13 protein-coding genes and 3 tRNA genes are annotated in these 15,818 nt (G+C 71.2%); 12 read left to right on the forward strand and 4 right to left on the reverse strand.

Going from position 1 to position 15,818, the window contains the following annotated elements; translation table 11 throughout:
• Positions 1–454: 454 nt before the first annotated feature.
• The 5 genes from DN069_RS36125 (at position 455) to DN069_RS36145 (ending at position 6,975) form a co-directional block, all read left to right on the forward strand.
• Positions 455–1,723 carry a deoxyguanosinetriphosphate triphosphohydrolase gene (locus DN069_RS36125; RefSeq protein WP_111507486.1) on the forward strand — a complete coding sequence of 423 codons (1,269 nt, stop codon included), beginning with the start codon at positions 455–457 and terminating at the stop codon, positions 1,721–1,723.
• A 133-nt stretch (positions 1,724–1,856) separates the two neighbouring features.
• The gene (locus DN069_RS36130; RefSeq protein WP_111507487.1) at positions 1,857–3,128 is read left to right on the forward strand and encodes an NAD(P)/FAD-dependent oxidoreductase; all 1,272 of its coding nucleotides are present in this window, start codon (positions 1,857–1,859) and stop codon (positions 3,126–3,128) included.
• 9 nt (positions 3,129–3,137) lie between these two features.
• A complete protein-coding gene (gene dnaG, locus DN069_RS36135) occupies positions 3,138–5,066 on the forward strand; it encodes a DNA primase (RefSeq protein ID WP_111507488.1) in 1,929 nt (642 codons plus the stop codon).
• A 267-nt stretch (positions 5,067–5,333) separates the two neighbouring features.
• Positions 5,334–6,506: an RNA polymerase sigma factor gene (locus tag DN069_RS36140; protein WP_243640239.1), complete on the forward strand. Its 1,173-nt coding sequence runs from the start codon at positions 5,334–5,336 to the stop codon at positions 6,504–6,506.
• Between the two features lie 130 nt (positions 6,507–6,636).
• Positions 6,637–6,975 (forward strand): P-II family nitrogen regulator, encoded by a 339-nt coding sequence (locus tag DN069_RS36145; protein ID WP_111507489.1) that lies wholly within the window; start codon positions 6,637–6,639, stop codon positions 6,973–6,975.
• A 6-nt stretch (positions 6,976–6,981) separates the two neighbouring features.
• Here DN069_RS36145 and DN069_RS36150 read toward each other — a convergent pair whose 3' ends face one another.
• Entirely contained in the window at positions 6,982–8,406 is a 1,425-nt protein-coding gene (locus DN069_RS36150) for an FGGY family carbohydrate kinase (RefSeq protein ID WP_111507490.1), read from the reverse strand.
• A gap of 85 nt (positions 8,407–8,491) precedes the next feature.
• Positions 8,492–8,785, reverse strand: a complete 294-nt coding sequence (locus DN069_RS36155; protein WP_111507491.1) for a hypothetical protein — start codon at positions 8,783–8,785, stop codon at positions 8,492–8,494.
• Positions 8,786–9,023: 238 nt separating this feature from the next.
• Between DN069_RS36155 and DN069_RS36160 the strand changes: the two genes are divergently transcribed.
• The 5 genes from DN069_RS36160 to DN069_RS36180 all read left to right on the forward strand — a co-directional run bounded on the left by DN069_RS36160 (position 9,024) and on the right by DN069_RS36180 (position 12,776).
• Positions 9,024–9,096, forward strand: a tRNA-Asn gene (locus DN069_RS36160).
• Between the two features lie 30 nt (positions 9,097–9,126).
• A tRNA-Asn gene (locus tag DN069_RS36165) sits at positions 9,127–9,199 on the forward strand.
• Positions 9,200–9,247: 48 nt separating this feature from the next.
• Positions 9,248–9,832 (forward strand): HdeD family acid-resistance protein, encoded by a 585-nt coding sequence (locus tag DN069_RS36170; protein ID WP_111507492.1) that lies wholly within the window; start codon positions 9,248–9,250, stop codon positions 9,830–9,832.
• A gap of 84 nt (positions 9,833–9,916) precedes the next feature.
• A complete protein-coding gene (locus tag DN069_RS36175; RefSeq protein WP_111507493.1) occupies positions 9,917–10,642 on the forward strand; it encodes a dienelactone hydrolase family protein in 726 nt (241 codons plus the stop codon).
• Positions 10,643–10,910: 268 nt separating this feature from the next.
• Complete coding sequence (locus DN069_RS36180) at positions 10,911–12,776, forward strand: ricin-type beta-trefoil lectin domain protein (protein WP_111507494.1); 1,866 nt, start codon at positions 10,911–10,913, stop codon at positions 12,774–12,776.
• Positions 12,777–12,888: 112 nt separating this feature from the next.
• Here DN069_RS36180 and DN069_RS36185 read toward each other — a convergent pair.
• Both DN069_RS36185 and DN069_RS36190 read right to left on the reverse strand, forming a co-directional pair.
• Positions 12,889–12,962 (reverse strand) — tRNA-Ile (locus DN069_RS36185).
• Between the two features lie 129 nt (positions 12,963–13,091).
• Positions 13,092–13,532: a MarR family winged helix-turn-helix transcriptional regulator gene (locus tag DN069_RS36190; RefSeq protein WP_111507495.1), complete on the reverse strand. Its 441-nt coding sequence runs from the start codon at positions 13,530–13,532 to the stop codon at positions 13,092–13,094.
• 99 nt (positions 13,533–13,631) lie between these two features.
• Between DN069_RS36190 and DN069_RS36195 the strand changes: the two genes are divergently transcribed.
• Together DN069_RS36195 and DN069_RS36200 are read left to right on the forward strand one after the other, a co-directional pair.
• Positions 13,632–14,654, forward strand: a complete 1,023-nt coding sequence (locus tag DN069_RS36195; RefSeq protein WP_111507496.1) for an NADP-dependent oxidoreductase — start codon at positions 13,632–13,634, stop codon at positions 14,652–14,654.
• Positions 14,655–14,917: 263 nt separating this feature from the next.
• Entirely contained in the window at positions 14,918–15,412 is a 495-nt protein-coding gene (locus DN069_RS36200) for a DUF3145 domain-containing protein (protein WP_111507497.1), read from the forward strand.
• Positions 15,413–15,818 lie beyond the last annotated feature (406 nt).

Below are 15,818 nucleotides of genomic sequence, written 5' to 3' on the forward strand. Positions count from 1 at the left end.
CCCCCGCACCCTCGGCGAGTCGATAAACCCCCTCTCCCACCCGCCGGTTGGGCGCTACGCTTCCCCGGCATTCGTCGGAGGGGGAGCCGTGACGGAGAAGTACAAGGAACCCTGGTACGCCACCGCGTTGCGGGCCGGGCTGGAGCTGGTCGGGTGGATCGGCCTGCCGATCGCCCTGTGGTCGCACTCGATCCCGGCCGCGATCGGCGTCNNTCCCGGCGGTCTGCCAGACGCCCGGTGACAAACCGGGCACGAACATCGCCGTGCCCGGCTGGGTGACCATCCTCATGGTCCTCGCCGAGCTGGCCGGCGCCGTCGTCGCGGCCTGGCTGCNNCCGCCCTCGCCCTGCTGACCTGCTGGACCGAGCTCCCGCGCTGGAAGCGCCTGCTCGCCTGGCAGCCGCCCGTGCGAGCCTGACCCGTCGTGTCGGTCGAAGGCGTTACCGTGCTGGGGATGGACGAGATCGCGCAGGTCGACAGCTACAGTCCCGGCGCGCAGGCGCGGTGGGTGGAGGAGCCGGACAAGCGGCCCGGGCGTACCGCGTTCCAGCGCGACCGGGCGCGCGTCCTGCACTCCGCAGCGCTGCGGCGGCTGGCCGGGACGACGCAGGTCGTCGCGCCGCTGGAGAGCGACTTCCCGCGCACCAGGCTGACCCACTCGCTGGAGTGCGCCCAGGTGGGCCGGGAGCTCGGGGCCGCGCTCGGCTGCGATCCGGACCTGGTGGAGACGGCGTGCCTGGCGCACGACATCGGCCACCCGCCGTTCGGGCACAACGGAGAGGAGGCGCTCGACAAGGCCGCCGAGTCCTGCGGCGGCTTCGAGGGCAACGCGCAGTCGCTGCGCATCCTGACCCGGCTGGAGCCCAAGCGCTTCGTCCCGCACGCCGAGGAGAACGGCCACCCGATCAGCGTCGGCCTGAACCTGACCCGGGCCACCCTGGACGCGGCCACCAAGTACCCGTGGGCGCGCGGGCAACACCCGGAGCTGCCGCACAAGTTCGGCGTCTACGCCGACGACCTGCCGGTCTTCACCTGGATGCGGCAGGGCGCGCCCGGTCACAAGCGCTGCTTCGAGGCGCAGGTGATGGACTGGTCCGACGACGTCGCCTACTCCGTCCACGATGTCGAGGACGGCCTGCACGCCGGCCACATCCGTCCCGCCGCGCTCGGCTCGCCCGGCGAGCGGGAGGAGCTGTACCTGGTGGCGGTCCGATACGCGCCCAACGCCGAGCCGGAGGAGCTCGCCGAGGCGCTGGACCGGCTGCGCGCGCAGGAGTGGTGGCCGCACCGCTACGACGGCTCGGCCCGCGACCGGGCCCGGCTCAAGGACCTCACCAGCCAGCTGATCGGCCGCTTCTGCACCTCCGCCGAGGCCGCCACCCGCGCCGCCTTCGGCGACGGCCCGCTCACCCGCTACCGCGCCGACCTGATCGTGCCGCGCGAGGTCCGCCTCGAATGCGCGGTGATGAAGGCCGTCGCCGACCGCTACGTCATGCAGCGCGACGACCAGGAGCAGCTGCGCCGCCGCCAGCGCGTGGTCATCGGCGAGCTCGCCGAGACGCTGGTGCGGATCGCGCCGGAGGGCCTGGACCCGGTGTTCCGCACCCTGTTCGAGGAGGCGTCCGACGACGCCGGGAGGCTGCGCGCGGTGATCGACCAGATCGCCACCCTGACGGACGCGTCGGCGCTGGCGCGCCACCGGCTGCTCACGAAGTCGCCATGAGATCTTGACGATCGGTCAGTGACGCCCTCTTCACCTCCACGGTGTGCATGAGGGAGGCTCACGGGTAGATCGAAACCGATGCCTGAGCAAGCCAGCAAGACATCCACCGAGGCGATCCACGGAGGAAACAGGAATGGTGGGCGCGCACGCGACGATGGCGATCGTCGGGGCCGGACTGACCGGGGCCAAGGCGGCGGAGACGCTGCGCGCCGAGGGGTTCGACGGGCGGGTGATACTGCTCGGCGAGGAGCGTGACCATCCCTACGAGCGACCACCCCTGTCCAAGGGCTACCTGGCCGGCACCGCCGAACGTTCCGAGGTCTTCGTCCACGACTCCGGCTGGTACGCCGCGCACGACGTGGAGCTGCACCTGGGCCAGCCGGTCGTCGCGATCGACCGCGCCGCGCGCGAGCTGCGTCTGGGCGGGGACGGCGACGTGCTCGGCTACGACAAGCTGCTGCTGGCCACCGGTTCCGCGCCGCGCCCGCTCGACATCCCCGGTGTGGGCCTCGGCGGCGTCCACTATCTGCGCCGCCTCTCCGACTCCGAGCGCCTGCGCGCGACGCTGCAGACGCTGGGCCGGGAGAACGGCACGCTGGTGATCGTCGGCGCGGGCTGGATCGGCCTGGAGGTCGCCGCGGCGGCCCGCGGCTACGGCGCGGAGGTGACGGTCGTCGAGCCGATGAGCACCCCGCTGCAAGCGGCGCTCGGCCCGGAGCTCGGCGCGTTCTTCGCGCGGCTGCACCAGGACCACGGCGTCAGGTTCCACTTCGGCGTGACGGTCACCGAGATCGAGGGCCGCGACGGCATGGTGCTGGCCGCCCACACCAGCGACGGGCAGGAGCACCCCGCCCACGCGGTGCTGATCGGCGTCGGCGCGGTCCCGCAGATCGCCCTCGCCGAGCAGGCCGGGCTGGAGCTGGCCACGCGCGAGGAGGGCGGTGGCGTCGCGGTCGACGTCTCGCTGCGCACCTCCGACCCGGACATCTTCGCGGCGGGCGACATCGCCTGCGCCGTCAACCCGGTGTTCGGCCGCCGGCTGCGCGTCGAGCACTGGGCCAACGCGCTGAACGGCGGCCCGGCGGCGGCGAAGGCGATGCTCGGGCAGGAGGTCGTCTACGACAAGGTCCCCTACTTCTTCTCCGACCAGTACGACCTCGGCATGGAGTACTCCGGCTTCGCGGCGCCCGGCGGCTACGAACGCGTGGTCGTGCGCGGCGACGCGGGCAAGCGCGAGTTCATCGCCTTCTGGCAGACCGGCGACGGCCACGTGGTCGCGGGCATGAACGTGAACGTGTGGGACGTCACCTCGCCGATCCAGGCGCTGGTCCGTTCCGGCCGGGCCGTCGACCCGGAACGGCTGGCCGACCCGACCGTGCCACTGGAGGCCCTGATCGAGCCGTAGAATTCATCCGTGGCGGGACGGATCAAGGACGAAGACGTGCAGGCGGTGAAAGCCGCCCTGCGGATCGACGCCGTCGTCGGCGACTACGTCCAGCTCGCCAACGGCGGCGGCGGACAGCTCAAGGGCCTGTGCCCGTTCCACGACGAGAAGTCCGCCTCCTTCTACGTGAACCCCTCCAAGGGCGTCTACAACTGCTTCGGCTGCCAGGAGAGCGGCGACACCCTCGGCTTCGTGATGAAGATCGAGCACCTCTCCTTCGTGGAGGCCGTGGAGCGGCTCGCGCCGCAGGTCGGCATCACGCTGCGCTACGAGGGCGGCTCCTACGTCCCCGGTCGGCAGCAGGGCGAGCGGACCCGGCTGCTGGAGATCAACCGGCTCGCCGCCGCCTGGTTCCAGGAGCAGCTGAACAGCCCCGAGGCCGAGATCGGGCGGCGGTTCCTCAAGGAGCGCGGCTTCGAGCGCGAGGCCGCCGCCCACTTCGCCGTCGGCTACGCGCCGGCCGGGTTCGAGAACCTCACCCGGCTGCTCCGCGGCAAGGGCTACACCGACAAGGAGCTGCTCACCTCCGGCATCTGCTCCGAGGGCCGCCGCGGCCCGATGGACCGGTTCCGGGCCCGGCTGATCTGGCCGATCCGGGACCTGACCGGCGAGGTCGTCGGCTTCGGCGCGCGCCGCCTGCGCGAGGACGACAACGGCCCGAAGTACCTGAACACCCCGGAGACCCCGCTCTACAAGAAGTCCCACGTCCTGTACGGCGTCGAGCTCGCCAAGAAGGAGATCGCCAAGTCCGGCCGGGCCGTCGTCGTCGAGGGCTACACCGACGTGATGGCCTGTCACCTCGCCGGTATCCCCTCCGCCGTGGCGACCTGCGGGACGGCCTTCGGCGAGGACCACATCAAGATCCTGCGCCGGCTGCTGCTCGACACCAACGGCAGCGACGCCAAGGTCGTGTTCACCTTCGACGGCGACGCCGCCGGCCAGAAGGCCGCGCTGCGCGCCTTCGAGGACGACCAGAAGTTCGCCGCGCAGACCCTGATCGCGGTCAGCCCCGGCGGCATGGACCCCTGCGAGCTGCGGATCGGCGAGGGCGACGAGGCGGTGCGCAACCTGATCGACCGCGCCTCGCCGCTGTTCGAGTTCGCGATCCGGTCCACCGTCGCCCGGCACAACCTCGACACCGCCGAGGGCCGCGCCGCCGCGCTCGACGCCTGCGCGCCGATCGTCGCGCAGATCAAGGACGGCTCGATCCGGCACGAGTACGCCGTGCAGCTGGCCGGGATGCTCGGCATCCTCGACGAGCGCTTCGTCGTCCGCCGGGTACAGCAGGTGGCGCAGTGGGCGGCCGAGCGCCGCGAGGGGCGCGGGAGCGTGCGCGGGCAGCAGCGCCCCGGACAGCAGCGTCCCGGACAAGGGCCGCAGCAGCCGGCGGCGCCGGCCCGCCCGGCGTTCCGGCTGGACGCGCGCAACCCGCAGCAGTTCGTGGAGCGCGAACTGCTGAAGCTGGCCGTCCAGTTCCCGGCGCTGGTCGCGCCGATCCTGGACGCGTTCAGCCCCGAGGAGTTCATGACGCCGCCCTACGCGGCCGTCCGCGAGGCCCTCACCGCCGGTGGCGGCGTCACCGCGGGCGCGGAGGCGGCGGACATCTGGGTCGACGTGCTGCGCGAGGTCGCGCCCGACGACGCCGTGCGCGGTCTGATCACCGAGCTCGCCGTCGAGCCGATCCGCACCCGGCGCGCGCCGGACGCGATCTACGCGGGGGAGTTCCTGGTCCAGCTTCGGCTGCAGGCGGTGGCCCGGCGGGTCGCGGCCTGCCGCGTCCAGCTGCAGCGGTTGGGCCCGAACGCGTCCGCCGAGCAGACGGAAGCGATCCAGCGGGAGCTGTGGGGTCTGCAGCAGTACGAGGGGGAGCTGCGCTCCCGTGGGGCAGCCGCACTCTGACGGTGCGTCGAGCTCACCCTCGGTGACCGCTCCGGCACAGAAACTCCGCGCAGGGGTCTCTGCCCGCACCCCCGGCCTGCCCCACACTGGTTGACGGTGCCTCATTCCTCTCAGCCGCGGCCCGCCGAGCAAGGCGGCGTCGCGCCCCAGGCTTCCCGGACGCGGGGTGACGAGAACCCTCCCCACGTCCCGCTGCCGCGTGCCCCCGTAGCCGCTCCCGAGCAGGCGTCGGCCCCGCCACCGGGGCGTCCTCCGACGCCGGAAGGGATGGACGTGGAACTTGCCGCCACGGCCCTCTACCCCACCGCCCTCGACGCACCTGCGCCCCTCTCCCTCGCCCCGACCGTGCCCGTGCAGCGCGGCTCAGCCGAGGCCCCCGACAACCAACCTTCCGACGGCCAAGCTTCCGACGGCCAAGCTTCCGACGCCCCACCTCCGGCCGCCCGGCCGCCTGCCGAGCCCACCACCGACGAGCTGCGCGTCGTGGACGAGGATCCGCCGCTCCCCGCCCTGGACGACAGCGGCGGTCCCGCCGCGGACCTGTTCCGCCAGTACCTGCGCGAGATCGGCCGCATCCCGCTGCTCACCGCCGCCGACGAGGTCGAGCTGGCCCGCAGCGTGGAGGCCGGGCTCTTCGCCGAGGAGTACCTGGGGCTGCACCACGAGACCGTGGACGAGCGGCTCGCCGACGAACTGGACCTGCTGATCGTGCGCGGGCGGATCGCCAAGCGCCGCCTGGTCGAGGCCAACCTGCGCCTGGTCGTCTCCGTCGCCAAGCGTTACATCGGCCGCGGCCTGACCATGCTGGACCTGGTGCAGGAGGGCAACCTCGGCCTGATCCGCGCCGTGGAGAAGTTCGACTACACCCGCGGCTACAAGTTCTCCACCTACGCCACCTGGTGGATCCGGCAGGCCATGAGTCGCGCCCTGGCCGACCAGGCCCGCACCATCCGGGTGCCGGTGCACGTCGTCGAGCTCATCAACCGCGTGGTCCGGGTGCAGCGGCAGCTGCTGCAGGAGCGCGGCATGGAGCCGACCACGGCCGAGGTCGGCGCGGTGCTGGAGCTCCCCGAGGAGCGGGTCAGCGAGGTGCTGCGGCTGGCTCAGGAGCCGGTCTCGCTGCACGCGCCGGTGGGCGAGGAGGACGACGTCGCGCTCGGCGACCTGATCGAGGACGGCGACGCGGCCTCCCCGGTGGAGTCCGCCGCGTTCCTGCTGCTGCGCGAGCACCTGGAGGCCGTGCTCAGCACGCTGGGGGAGCGGGAGCGCAAGGTGGTGCAGTTGCGCTACGGCCTGATCGACGGCCGGCCGCGCACCCTGGAGGAGATCGGCCGCCTCTTCGGGGTGACCCGTGAGCGCATCCGGCAGATCGAGTCCAAGACGCTGAACAAGCTGCGCGACCACGCCTTCGCCGACCAACTGCGAGGCTACCTCGACTAGTTGCCCTCAGTTGACGGGTCCGGACCTCGCCGCGCGCGGGGACCGCGTACGATCACGGGGTCCTGAGCCACGGCGCGTCGGCGCACCCCACCGCCGCGCCTCCACACGCGTCAGACAAGGCCCCCGCCCCATGAAGCTGATCACCGCCGTCATCAAGCCGTTCCGCGTGGACGCGGTCCGCGAGGCGCTGGTCGGACTCGGCGTCCACGGCCTCACCGTCACCGAGGCCAGCGGCTACGGTCGCCAGCGCGGCCACACCGAGGTCTACCGCGGCGCGGAGTACCGCATCGACCTCGTCCCCAAGGCCCGCCTGGAGGTCGTCGTCGAGGACGCCGACGCGGAGGCCGTCATGGACGCCATCACCGTCGCGGCCCGCACCGGAAAGATCGGCGACGGCAAGGTGTGGGCCGTCCCGGTCGACACCGTCGTCCGCGTCCGCACCGGCGAACGCGGCCCGGACGCGGTCTGAGTCCCCCTACCGCCCCAGCTCGGGGTGGGTCCGCTTCAGCACCGTCGCGAACTGGGCCCGCACCGCGCCGCCCACGGCGGTGTCCTCGCCGGGGTCGAGCACGGTGTGCGGGGACGGCGGCCCCCATGCGGGCGGCTCGGGCGTGCCCGCGAGCGCCCACGCCGCCTGGCGCGCGGCGCCGATCGCCGCGTACTCGGCCTGGGCCGGGACCACGACCGGCACCCCGAAGATCGCCGGTGCGACCGCCTGCACGGCCGCGAGCCGTCCGGCCACGCCGGTCAGGAAGACCCGCTTCACCACGACGCCGTTCGCCCGCAGCACGTCCAGTGCCTCGGCGAGCCCGCACAGCATGCCCTCGACCGCCGCGCGCGCCAGGTGCTCGGGCTTCATCGACTCCACCCGCAGCCCCGCCAGTGTGCCCGCGGCGTGCGGCAGCGGCGGCGTGCGCTCGCCCTCCAGGTACGGCAGCAGCACCAGCCCGTACGCGCCCGGCGTGGACCGCAGCGCCAGCTCGTTCAGCCCCTGCAGATCCGTTCCCAGCATCGTCGCGGTCGCGCGCAGCACGCGTGCCGCGTTGAGCGTCACCACCTGGGCCAGGTAGCGCCCCGTCCCGTCCGCGTAGGTGGAGACGGCCGGCTCGCTGATCGCCTGGTCGTGCACCGCGTGCAGGGTGCCGGAGCTGCCCAGTGAGACCAGCACGTCGCCCAGCTCCAGCCCCAGCCCCAGCGCGGTGGCCATGGTGGTGCCGGTCCCCGCCGCGATCAGCAGCCCCTCCGGACTCTGCCCGGCCGCCTCGGCCGGACCCAGCACGGTCGGCAGCTGCTGCAGCTCGTGCCCCAGCGCGAGGGCGGCCAGATCGGGCCGCCAGCGCTCCTCGACGCACGACCAGTACCCCGTGCCGGACGCGTCCCCGCGGTCGGTCGTCCGGCGTGCCGACTGCCCCAGCAGCTGCCACACGAGCCAGTCGTGCGGCATCAGGATCTCTGCGAGGCGCTTGGCGGACTGCGGCTCGTTGTCCGCGAGCCAGCGCAGCTTCGCGATCGTCGCCGAGGCCAACGGCACCGCGCCGATCGCATGCGCCCAGGCGGCGGGCCCGCCGAGCTCCTCCACGAGCGCGACGGCGGAGGACGCGGCCCGCGGATCGTTGCGCAGCATGGCCGGTCGGACCAGCACCCCGCCGGCGTCCAGCCCGATCAGCCCCTGCTGTTGGGCCGACACCCCGATCGCGGCGATCCCCTCCAGCAGCCCGCCCTCGGCTGCCGCCCCGAGCGACCGCAGCCACTCCTGCGGATCCACCTCCACCGGCGCGCTCCCGGCGGCCACACCGGGGTGCGGGGCACGGTTCTCCCGCAGCACGGCACCGGTCTCGGTGTCACACACGGTGATCTTCGTGAACTGTGCCGAACAGTCGATTCCCGCGGCAATGCCCATGCCGAGATCATGCCTCATGGGTAACCTTCTGCGCGGGCTATCACTCGCACTACGCAGGGGAGTGCGACGGGACCGTCCGCAACGGTCACCTGTGGGCGGTGTCCCAGTCGTCCAGCGTGGTGGACTTGCCGTTCAGGTAAGGGATGCGGTCGGTGACCGCGTTTGGGAGGCGGTCGCCGACCTTGTCGGCGACGGCTTGGCCCGCCTTCGTGGCCGCGCTGCCCGCCGCGGCCTTCGCGTTGCGGGTCGCCGACTGGACGGCCTGCGTCTGCGAGAGGTCCCGCGCCGTCTGGCGCAACTGCTCGTAGCGCTCCCGTCCGGCGCGTGTGCCCAGCACGTAACCGATGGCCAGGCCCGCCAGGAAAGTGAGCTTGCGCATACCCCTCCGCCCTTCTGCTCAATGGCTCTGCCGCCGGGATGGAGCCTAGGGGCGACGTCGCGGACCTGCTCGTTCGGCGCGCCGCAGGGTGACGGCGAGAGCCCCGTCATAACCGCCTACCCCGGGCCGCGGCCCCCGAACCGCAACGGATTGGCGGAGCACCCCCCCACGTGCGCTAATGTATGACCCGCAGCAAGCGCCGCACCGGTCCGCCGGGCGACGCCGCGGCAGCGAACGATCCCCCATAGCTCAATTGGCAGAGCAGCCGACTGTTAATCGGCAGGTTATTGGTTCGAGTCCAATTGGGGGAGCGCAGCACCACTGTGGTGTGCAAACAGCAGTCCCCCATAGCTCAATTGGCAGAGCAGCCGACTGTTAATCGGCAGGTTATTGGTTCGAGTCCAATTGGGGGAGCTTCCTCTCGGCGCGCGAGGCGCGCGATTCCCTCCGATCCTGGTCCACATGGACCAGATGACGGAAACCCTCCCCGGCCCACTGCAGCAGCTCGCGCGCAGCGCGTGGCAGGTGCTGCTCGTGCTGGGCGTCCTCACCATGCTGCTCGGCGTCGCGGTGCTGGCCTGGCCCAAGTCGACACTGACCGTCGTCGGCGTGCTGTTCGGCCTGTATCTCGTGCTCGCCGGTGTGTTCCAGCTGGTCGCGGCGTTCGGCACGCACGTGTCGACCGCGCTGCGGGTGATGGCCTTCATCAGCGGTGCGCTGTCGATCCTGCTGGGCCTGTTCTGCTTCCGCGGCGCGCTGGAGTCGATCCTGCTGCTGGCGCTGTGGATCGGCATCGGCTGGCTGTTCCGCGGGATCACCCACCTGATGGCCGCCGCCTCCGACCCGTCCATGCCCGCCCGGGGCTGGCAGATCTTCGCGGGGGTGCTCACCGCGATCGGCGGCATCATCGTGCTGGTGTGGCCGTTCCACTCGATCGTGGTGCTGACCGTCTTCACCGGGATCTGGCTGCTGGTGATGGGCGTGATGGAGATCGTCACCGCGTTCCAGGTGCACAGCCGCGCGAAGGCCATCCCGCCGGGCATGTGAGAGCTGATCCTGGTATCCGGGTGCCCTGGATACCAGGATGGGGACCCTCTGGCTCGGCCCGTCGGCCTGGCCTAGGTTCGGGGCATGACCACCGAGAAGATCACCACTGACCGTATCGAGATCCCGGTCTCCGACGGCACGTCGATGGGCGGGTACCTGGCCCGCCCCGCCGGGGCGGGCGACCACCCGGGCGTGGTCGTCGCGATGGAGCTGTTCGGCGTGGACTCCCACGTCCGGGGGATCTGTGAGGACCTGGCCCGGCGCGGATTCACCGCGCTCGCACCGGACTTCTACCACCGCGTCCAGCCCGGCGCCGACCTCTCCCACGACGAGGCGGGCCGTACCCGCGGCTTCGAGCTGCTGCCGCAGCTGACCCGGGCGGGGGTCCTCGCCGACGCCGCCGCGGCGCTCGGCGCACTGGAGGGCCTCGGGGTGCAGCCCGCGGGCATGCTCGGCCTGAGCGCGGGCGGGCACCTGACCTACTACGCGGCGACCGCCCTGGACATCCCCAACGCCGTGGTCTGCTACGGCGGTTGGCTCACCGGCAACCCCGACCTCCCGGTCACGGGACCGGAGCCGGCGCTGTCGCTGACGCCGAAGATCTCCGGCCGCCTGCTCTACCTGGTGGGCGCGGAGGACCACGTCATCGGGGCCGAGGAGCAGCGGGAGATCGCCGCCGCGCTGGCGGCGGCAGGGGAGCGGCACGCGTTCGTCGCCTACCCGGGTGCGGGCCACAGCTTCCTGCGCTCCGACGCGCCGGCCGTCGCGGACGCGTTCGCCCGTATCGACGCCTGGCTGCGCGGGGAGTGAGGCCGCCCGCCGGGGCCTACGCGGTGATGGCGTAGACCATCTCCCGCAGGCCGGACCCGGCCTCGCCGTCCTTGTGCTCGGGCGCGGCACGGATCATGACAGTTCATCAAGTGCAGCCAACGGCGGCCCGACTGACGTATCTGTCCGACCTGTGGTTCAGCAAGTGGAGACAGGAGAGCGCTCTCGTCCCTCTTGACGGTCTAGACCATACGGGAGTTGAATGCGGCGGCGTCCAGTCCCATCCGCCCCCACGCGAAGGACTCCACCCATGCGGTCGAGAAGACTGCCCACCCTGCTCGCCGGAGTGCTGACCGCCTCCGGCCTGCTGCTCGCCTCGCCCGTCGCCACCCCCAGTGCCCAGGCGGCGGGCCCGACGGTGAACATCTGGCTGACCACGACCTCCGACTCCGGCGGCCGGGCCGTCACCCGGGGTCTGCAGCAGCAGACCCCGATCTCCTTCTCCTCCGGGAGCGGCAGCTCCGCCGCGACCGTGAGCGTGGACGAGAACACCAAGTACCAGCAGTTCACCGGTGCCGGGGCCTCGTTCACCGACACCGCCGCCTGGCTGATGAACAGCAGCGGCGCGCTCAGCCAGGCCACTCGGAACGCCGTGATGACCAACCTGTTCGACCCGAACAACGGCATCGGCCTGGACTTCCTGCGCAATCCGATGGGCGCCTCGGACCTGGCCCGCTACAACTACACCTACGACGACATGCCGAGCGGCCAGACGGACCCCTCGCTCGCGAACTTCTCCATCTCCCACGACCTCGCGGACGTGCTGCCGCTCACCAAGCAGGCCGAGCAGCTCAACCCGAACCTGAAGGTGATGGGCACGCCGTGGACCGCCCCGCCGTGGATGAAGGACAGCGGCGCCTACAGCCAGGGCTGGCTCCAGTCGCAGTTCTACTCCGCCTACGCCCAGTACTTCGTCAAGTACATCCAGGCCTACCAGGCCCAGGGCGTGCACATCGACTACGTCTCCCCGCAGAACGAGCCCACCTGCTGCAGCGGCTACCCGTCGATGCAGTGGAACGCCAGCGGGCTCGACTACTTCACCGGCACCGACCTGCTGCCGGCCTTCCACGCCGCCGGGCTCTCCACCAAGGTCCTGGCGCTGGACTGGAACTGGGACAGCTACGACAACTACGCCGCCCAGACCGTCAACGACGCCACCGTCCGCAACGACTCGCTGTTCGGTGGCATCGCCTGGCACGGCTACAGCGGGAACCCCACCGAGCAGACGACCGTCCACAACCAATACCCCACCCTGGACGCCTTCGACACCGAGCACTCCGGCGGCACCTGGATCGCCAGCCAGCAGCAGGAGGACATGCAGAACATCGTCGACTACACCCGCAACTGGGGTAAGTCGGTGGTCAAGTGGTCGCTCGCGGTGGACCAGAACATGGGCCCGCACAACGGCGGCTGCGGCACCTGCACCGGGCTGATCACCGTGCACAACGGCGACGCGCGCAGCGGGCAGGTGGACTACAACATCGAGTACTACGACCTCGGTCAGCTCACCAAGTTCGTCAAGCCCGGCGCGTACCGGATCGACTCGACGGCCAGCACCGCCGTGCCGAACGTGGCCTGGCTCAACCCGGACGGCTCCAAGGCCGTGGTCGCCTACAACACCACCGGCGGCAACGAGCCGTTCACGGTGAACTGGGGCGGCCAGCACTTCACCTACACCCTGCCCGCGCAGACCAGCGCGACGTTCACCTGGAGCGGCACCGCGCCGACCACGGCGACCGGGCAGATCAGCGGCTACGGCGGCAAGTGCGTCGACGTGGCGGGCGCCAACAGCGCCAACGGCACCGCCGTCCAGCTCTACGACTGCAACGGCACCAGCGCGCAGCAGTGGACCGTGGCGGCGGACGGTTCGCTGCAGGCGCTCGGCAAGTGCATGGACGTCACCAGCGGCGGCACGGCCAACGGGACGCAGATCCAGCTCTACGACTGCAACGGGACCGGCTCGCAGCAGTGGCAGGCCCAGGCGAACGGCTCGCTGGTGAATCCGCAGTCGGGGCGCTGCCTGGACGCCACCGGCCCGAGCTCGGCCAACGGCACCCGGCTGCAGATCTGGGACTGCACGGGGGCGGCCAACCAGCAGTGGACCCTGCCGAGCTGATCTGAACTAACCCGCCCGTTCGAGTGAAAAACGCTCCGTGATGCAGGCATCACGGAGCGCATTCAGTAACGTAGGCGCAGCGCTAACGTACGGGCAGCGCCACGCGTCTGAGTGGGGCCGGTGGGACTCGAACCCACGACCAAGGGATTATGAGTCCCCTGCTCTAACCGGCTGAGCTACAGCCCCTCACCAGTACTTCGTTATGTACCGCGTTTCGTACATCAGCACGAGCGGCCCTGCGAAGGGGCCGCTCGCCGCAGCATAGCTGGTGAGACGCTGTCGGTGCGCGCGGGGTTCCATCCTTCAGGAGGGAGATCACTCCTGACGCCGGGCCTGGTCCAGCATCCTGCGCAGCAGATCGCGGAGCTGGAGCCGCTCCTCCCCGCTGAGCGCGGCCAGCGGCTCCCGGGCGAAGTTGAGCGAGGCGCGCAGCTCCCTGGTCGCGGTGCCGCCGCTCTCGGTGACGGCCACGCGCTTGATCCGGCGGTCGTCCGGATCGGGCTGGCGCTCGACCAGGCCCCGGGCCTCCAGTCGGTCGACGATGCCGGTGATGTTGGAGGGCTCGCAGCTGAGCGTCTGGGCGATCTGGCGCATCGGCATCGGGCCGCGGCGCAGCAGGCCGAGCACCTTGGCCTGGGCGCCGGTGAGGGAGCGGGCGGCCGCGGCCTCCTCGTACTCCTTGTGGAAGACGCCCACCAGTGCGGCCATGAGGTCGACGACCTCGGGTGTCAACGGATCGGGTTGCTCCTCTTGCATGCCTCCTAGGCTACCTGAATATTTGACAAGGTGAACCTTTCTCGTTCACTGTTACTTGAGAACGTCAAGCATTCAGAGCCTCCCGAAAGTGATCGCGTCATGGCTGAGCAGACCCTCCCCGCCGCCTCCCGCGAGTGGCAGCTGGCCGCCCGTCCGCAGGGCTGGCCGACCCCGGCCGATTTCGCCCTGGTCGAGCGGCCCGTCACCGCCCCGGCGCCCGGCCACATCCTGGTCCGCAACGAGTTCCTCTCGGTCGACCCCTACATGCGCGGCCGGATGAACGACGTGAAGTCCTACGCTCCGCCCTACGAGCTCGGCCAGGCCATGCTCGGCGGCGCGGTCGGCCGCGTGGTCGCCTCGAACGCCGAGGGCTTCCAGGTCGGCGACGCGGTGCTGCACGGTCTCGGCTGGCGCGAGTACGCCGACGTGCCCGCCGCGCACGCCGTCAAGGTCGACGCGGAGGCCGCGCCGCTGCAGGCGTACCTCGGCGTGCTCGGCATGCCGGGACTCACCGCCTACGCCGGCCTGCTGCGCGTCGGCGGCCTGAAGGAGGGCGACGTCGTCTTCGTCTCCGGCGCGGCCGGGGCCGTCGGCAGCACGGTGGGCCAGATCGCCAAGCTGCGCGGCGCCTCGCTCGTGGTCGGCAGCGCCGGGTCGGACGAGAAGGTCCGCAAGCTCGTCGAGGAGTACGGCTTCGACGCCGCCTTCAACTACAAGAACGGCGACATCGCGGGCCAGCTGGCCAAGGCCGCGCCGGAGGGCATCGACGTCTACTTCGACAACGTCGGCGGCGAGCATCTGGAGGCGGCGATCGGCGCGTTCCACGTGCACGGCCGCGCGGTGCTGTGCGGGGCGATCGCCCAGTACAACGACACCACCCCGCCGGCGGCCCCGCGCAACCTGGTGCAGGTGATCGGCAAGCGGCTGACCCTGGCGGGCGTGCTGGTCGGGGACCACTACGACCTGCAGTCGGAGTTCGTCGCCGAGGTCGGCGGTTGGCTGCGCGAGGGCAAGCTGCGCTTCGAGGAGACGGTGGCGGACGGCTTCGAGAACGCGGTCGACGCGTTTCTCGGCATGCTGCGCGGCGCCAACACCGGCAAGATGCTCGTCCGCCTGGGCTGACCGGATCAAAAGTCTGACAATCAGTCATAACGTGCGACCACTCGGGCGGATCAGCGCGCCGTCCGGGTGGTTGTGCTGGACGACGGCTCCAGCAGGGGCTTTGAGCGGTACCGTTTCTCCACAGTCTCGCGTGTGTTTATCGCAGTCTGTCAGGGGTAGTCGTCAGCCCATAACAGGAACAAGCACCAAGAACCGGACATACCGTCACCAGGCTGACGCGAGACCGCTGGGGAAGGCGCCCCTCGCACCATACTGGAGGTCCGGTGACGACTCGTGGAGTTCTCTACGTGCACTCCGCGCCGCGCGCGCTCTGCCCGCATGTGGAGTGGGCCGTGGCCGGCGTGCTCGGCCAGCGGGTGAGCCTCGACTGGATCCGCCAGCCGGCCGCACCCGGCACCTGGCGTGCCGAACTGTCCTGGCAGGGTGCGCCCGACATCGCCTCCCGGCTGGCCTCCGCGCTGCGTGGCTGGCATCTGCTGCGCTTCGAGGTCACCGCGGAGCCGACCGTCGGCACCGAGGGCGAGCGCTTCTCCAGCACCCCCGATCTGGGCATCTTCCATGCCGTCATCGGCGTCCACGGCGACATCATGATCCCCGAGGACCGGCTGCGTGCGGCGCTGCTGCGGGCCCGACTGGGCGAGAGTGGGCTGGAGACCGAGATCACCCGGCTGCTGGGCAAGCCCTGGGACGACGAACTGGAGCCCTTTCGGTATGCCGGCGAGGGCGCTCCGGTGCGCTGGCTGCACCAGGTGGTCTGACCCCCGGCTGACCCCTCGACAGAGTCCACCCGGAAAGTCCACCCGGTTGGGGGCCCCCGACCGGGGGGAGTGTGTTCCGGGGTGCGCCGTGACCGGGCGCGAATGATCCAGGTCACCCGGTGGCGAGTCTCTTGCCCGGGTATGCCCGTTAATGGCGCACCACGGTTGACCTGCGGTCGACCGATATCCGTGGCACGGCGTTCACTTGGCGGACGGTCAGCGGGGAGGGACGAGAAAGTGAAGACTGTATTCACTCCCGGTGGTGGCAGGGTGGAAAACAACCCCCAGGGGACTCTTGCGTGGCAATTCCGTGCCCGTGTAGACATCCCCCGGGGGCGTTCGAACAAATGATGTCGCTCCCTTTCCCCTGACGGACCTTCATCCTGGGAGTCGTCATCCGCACGAA

The sequence above is a fragment of the Streptacidiphilus pinicola genome (assembly GCF_003258295.1).
Taxonomy (GTDB): Bacteria; Actinomycetota; Actinomycetes; order Streptomycetales; family Streptomycetaceae; genus Streptacidiphilus; species Streptacidiphilus pinicola.

What these genes read in the sequence shown, in the direction of transcription:
- DN069_RS36155 (WP_111507491.1), bottom strand. Translation starts at nt 8,785, where the DNA reads ATGCGCAAGCTCACTTTCCTGGCGGGCCTGGCCATCGGTTACGTGCTG.
- DN069_RS36145 (WP_111507489.1), top strand. Translation starts at nt 6,637, where the DNA reads ATGAAGCTGATCACCGCCGTCATCAAGCCGTTCCGCGTGGACGCGGTC.
- DN069_RS36190 (WP_111507495.1), bottom strand. Translation starts at nt 13,532, where the DNA reads ATGCAAGAGGAGCAACCCGATCCGTTGACACCCGAGGTCGTCGACCTC.
- DN069_RS36150 (WP_111507490.1), bottom strand. Translation starts at nt 8,406, where the DNA reads ATGGGCATTGCCGCGGGAATCGACTGTTCGGCACAGTTCACGAAGATC.
- DN069_RS36140 (WP_243640239.1), top strand. Translation starts at nt 5,334, where the DNA reads ATGGACGTGGAACTTGCCGCCACGGCCCTCTACCCCACCGCCCTCGAC.
- DN069_RS36175 (WP_111507493.1), top strand. Translation starts at nt 9,917, where the DNA reads ATGACCACCGAGAAGATCACCACTGACCGTATCGAGATCCCGGTCTCC.
- DN069_RS36170 (WP_111507492.1), top strand. Translation starts at nt 9,248, where the DNA reads ATGGACCAGATGACGGAAACCCTCCCCGGCCCACTGCAGCAGCTCGCG.
- DN069_RS36125 (WP_111507486.1), top strand. Translation starts at nt 455, where the DNA reads ATGGACGAGATCGCGCAGGTCGACAGCTACAGTCCCGGCGCGCAGGCG.
- DN069_RS36180 (WP_111507494.1), top strand. Translation starts at nt 10,911, where the DNA reads ATGCGGTCGAGAAGACTGCCCACCCTGCTCGCCGGAGTGCTGACCGCC.
- DN069_RS36130 (WP_111507487.1), top strand. Translation starts at nt 1,857, where the DNA reads ATGGTGGGCGCGCACGCGACGATGGCGATCGTCGGGGCCGGACTGACC.
- DN069_RS36195 (WP_111507496.1), top strand. Translation starts at nt 13,632, where the DNA reads ATGGCTGAGCAGACCCTCCCCGCCGCCTCCCGCGAGTGGCAGCTGGCC.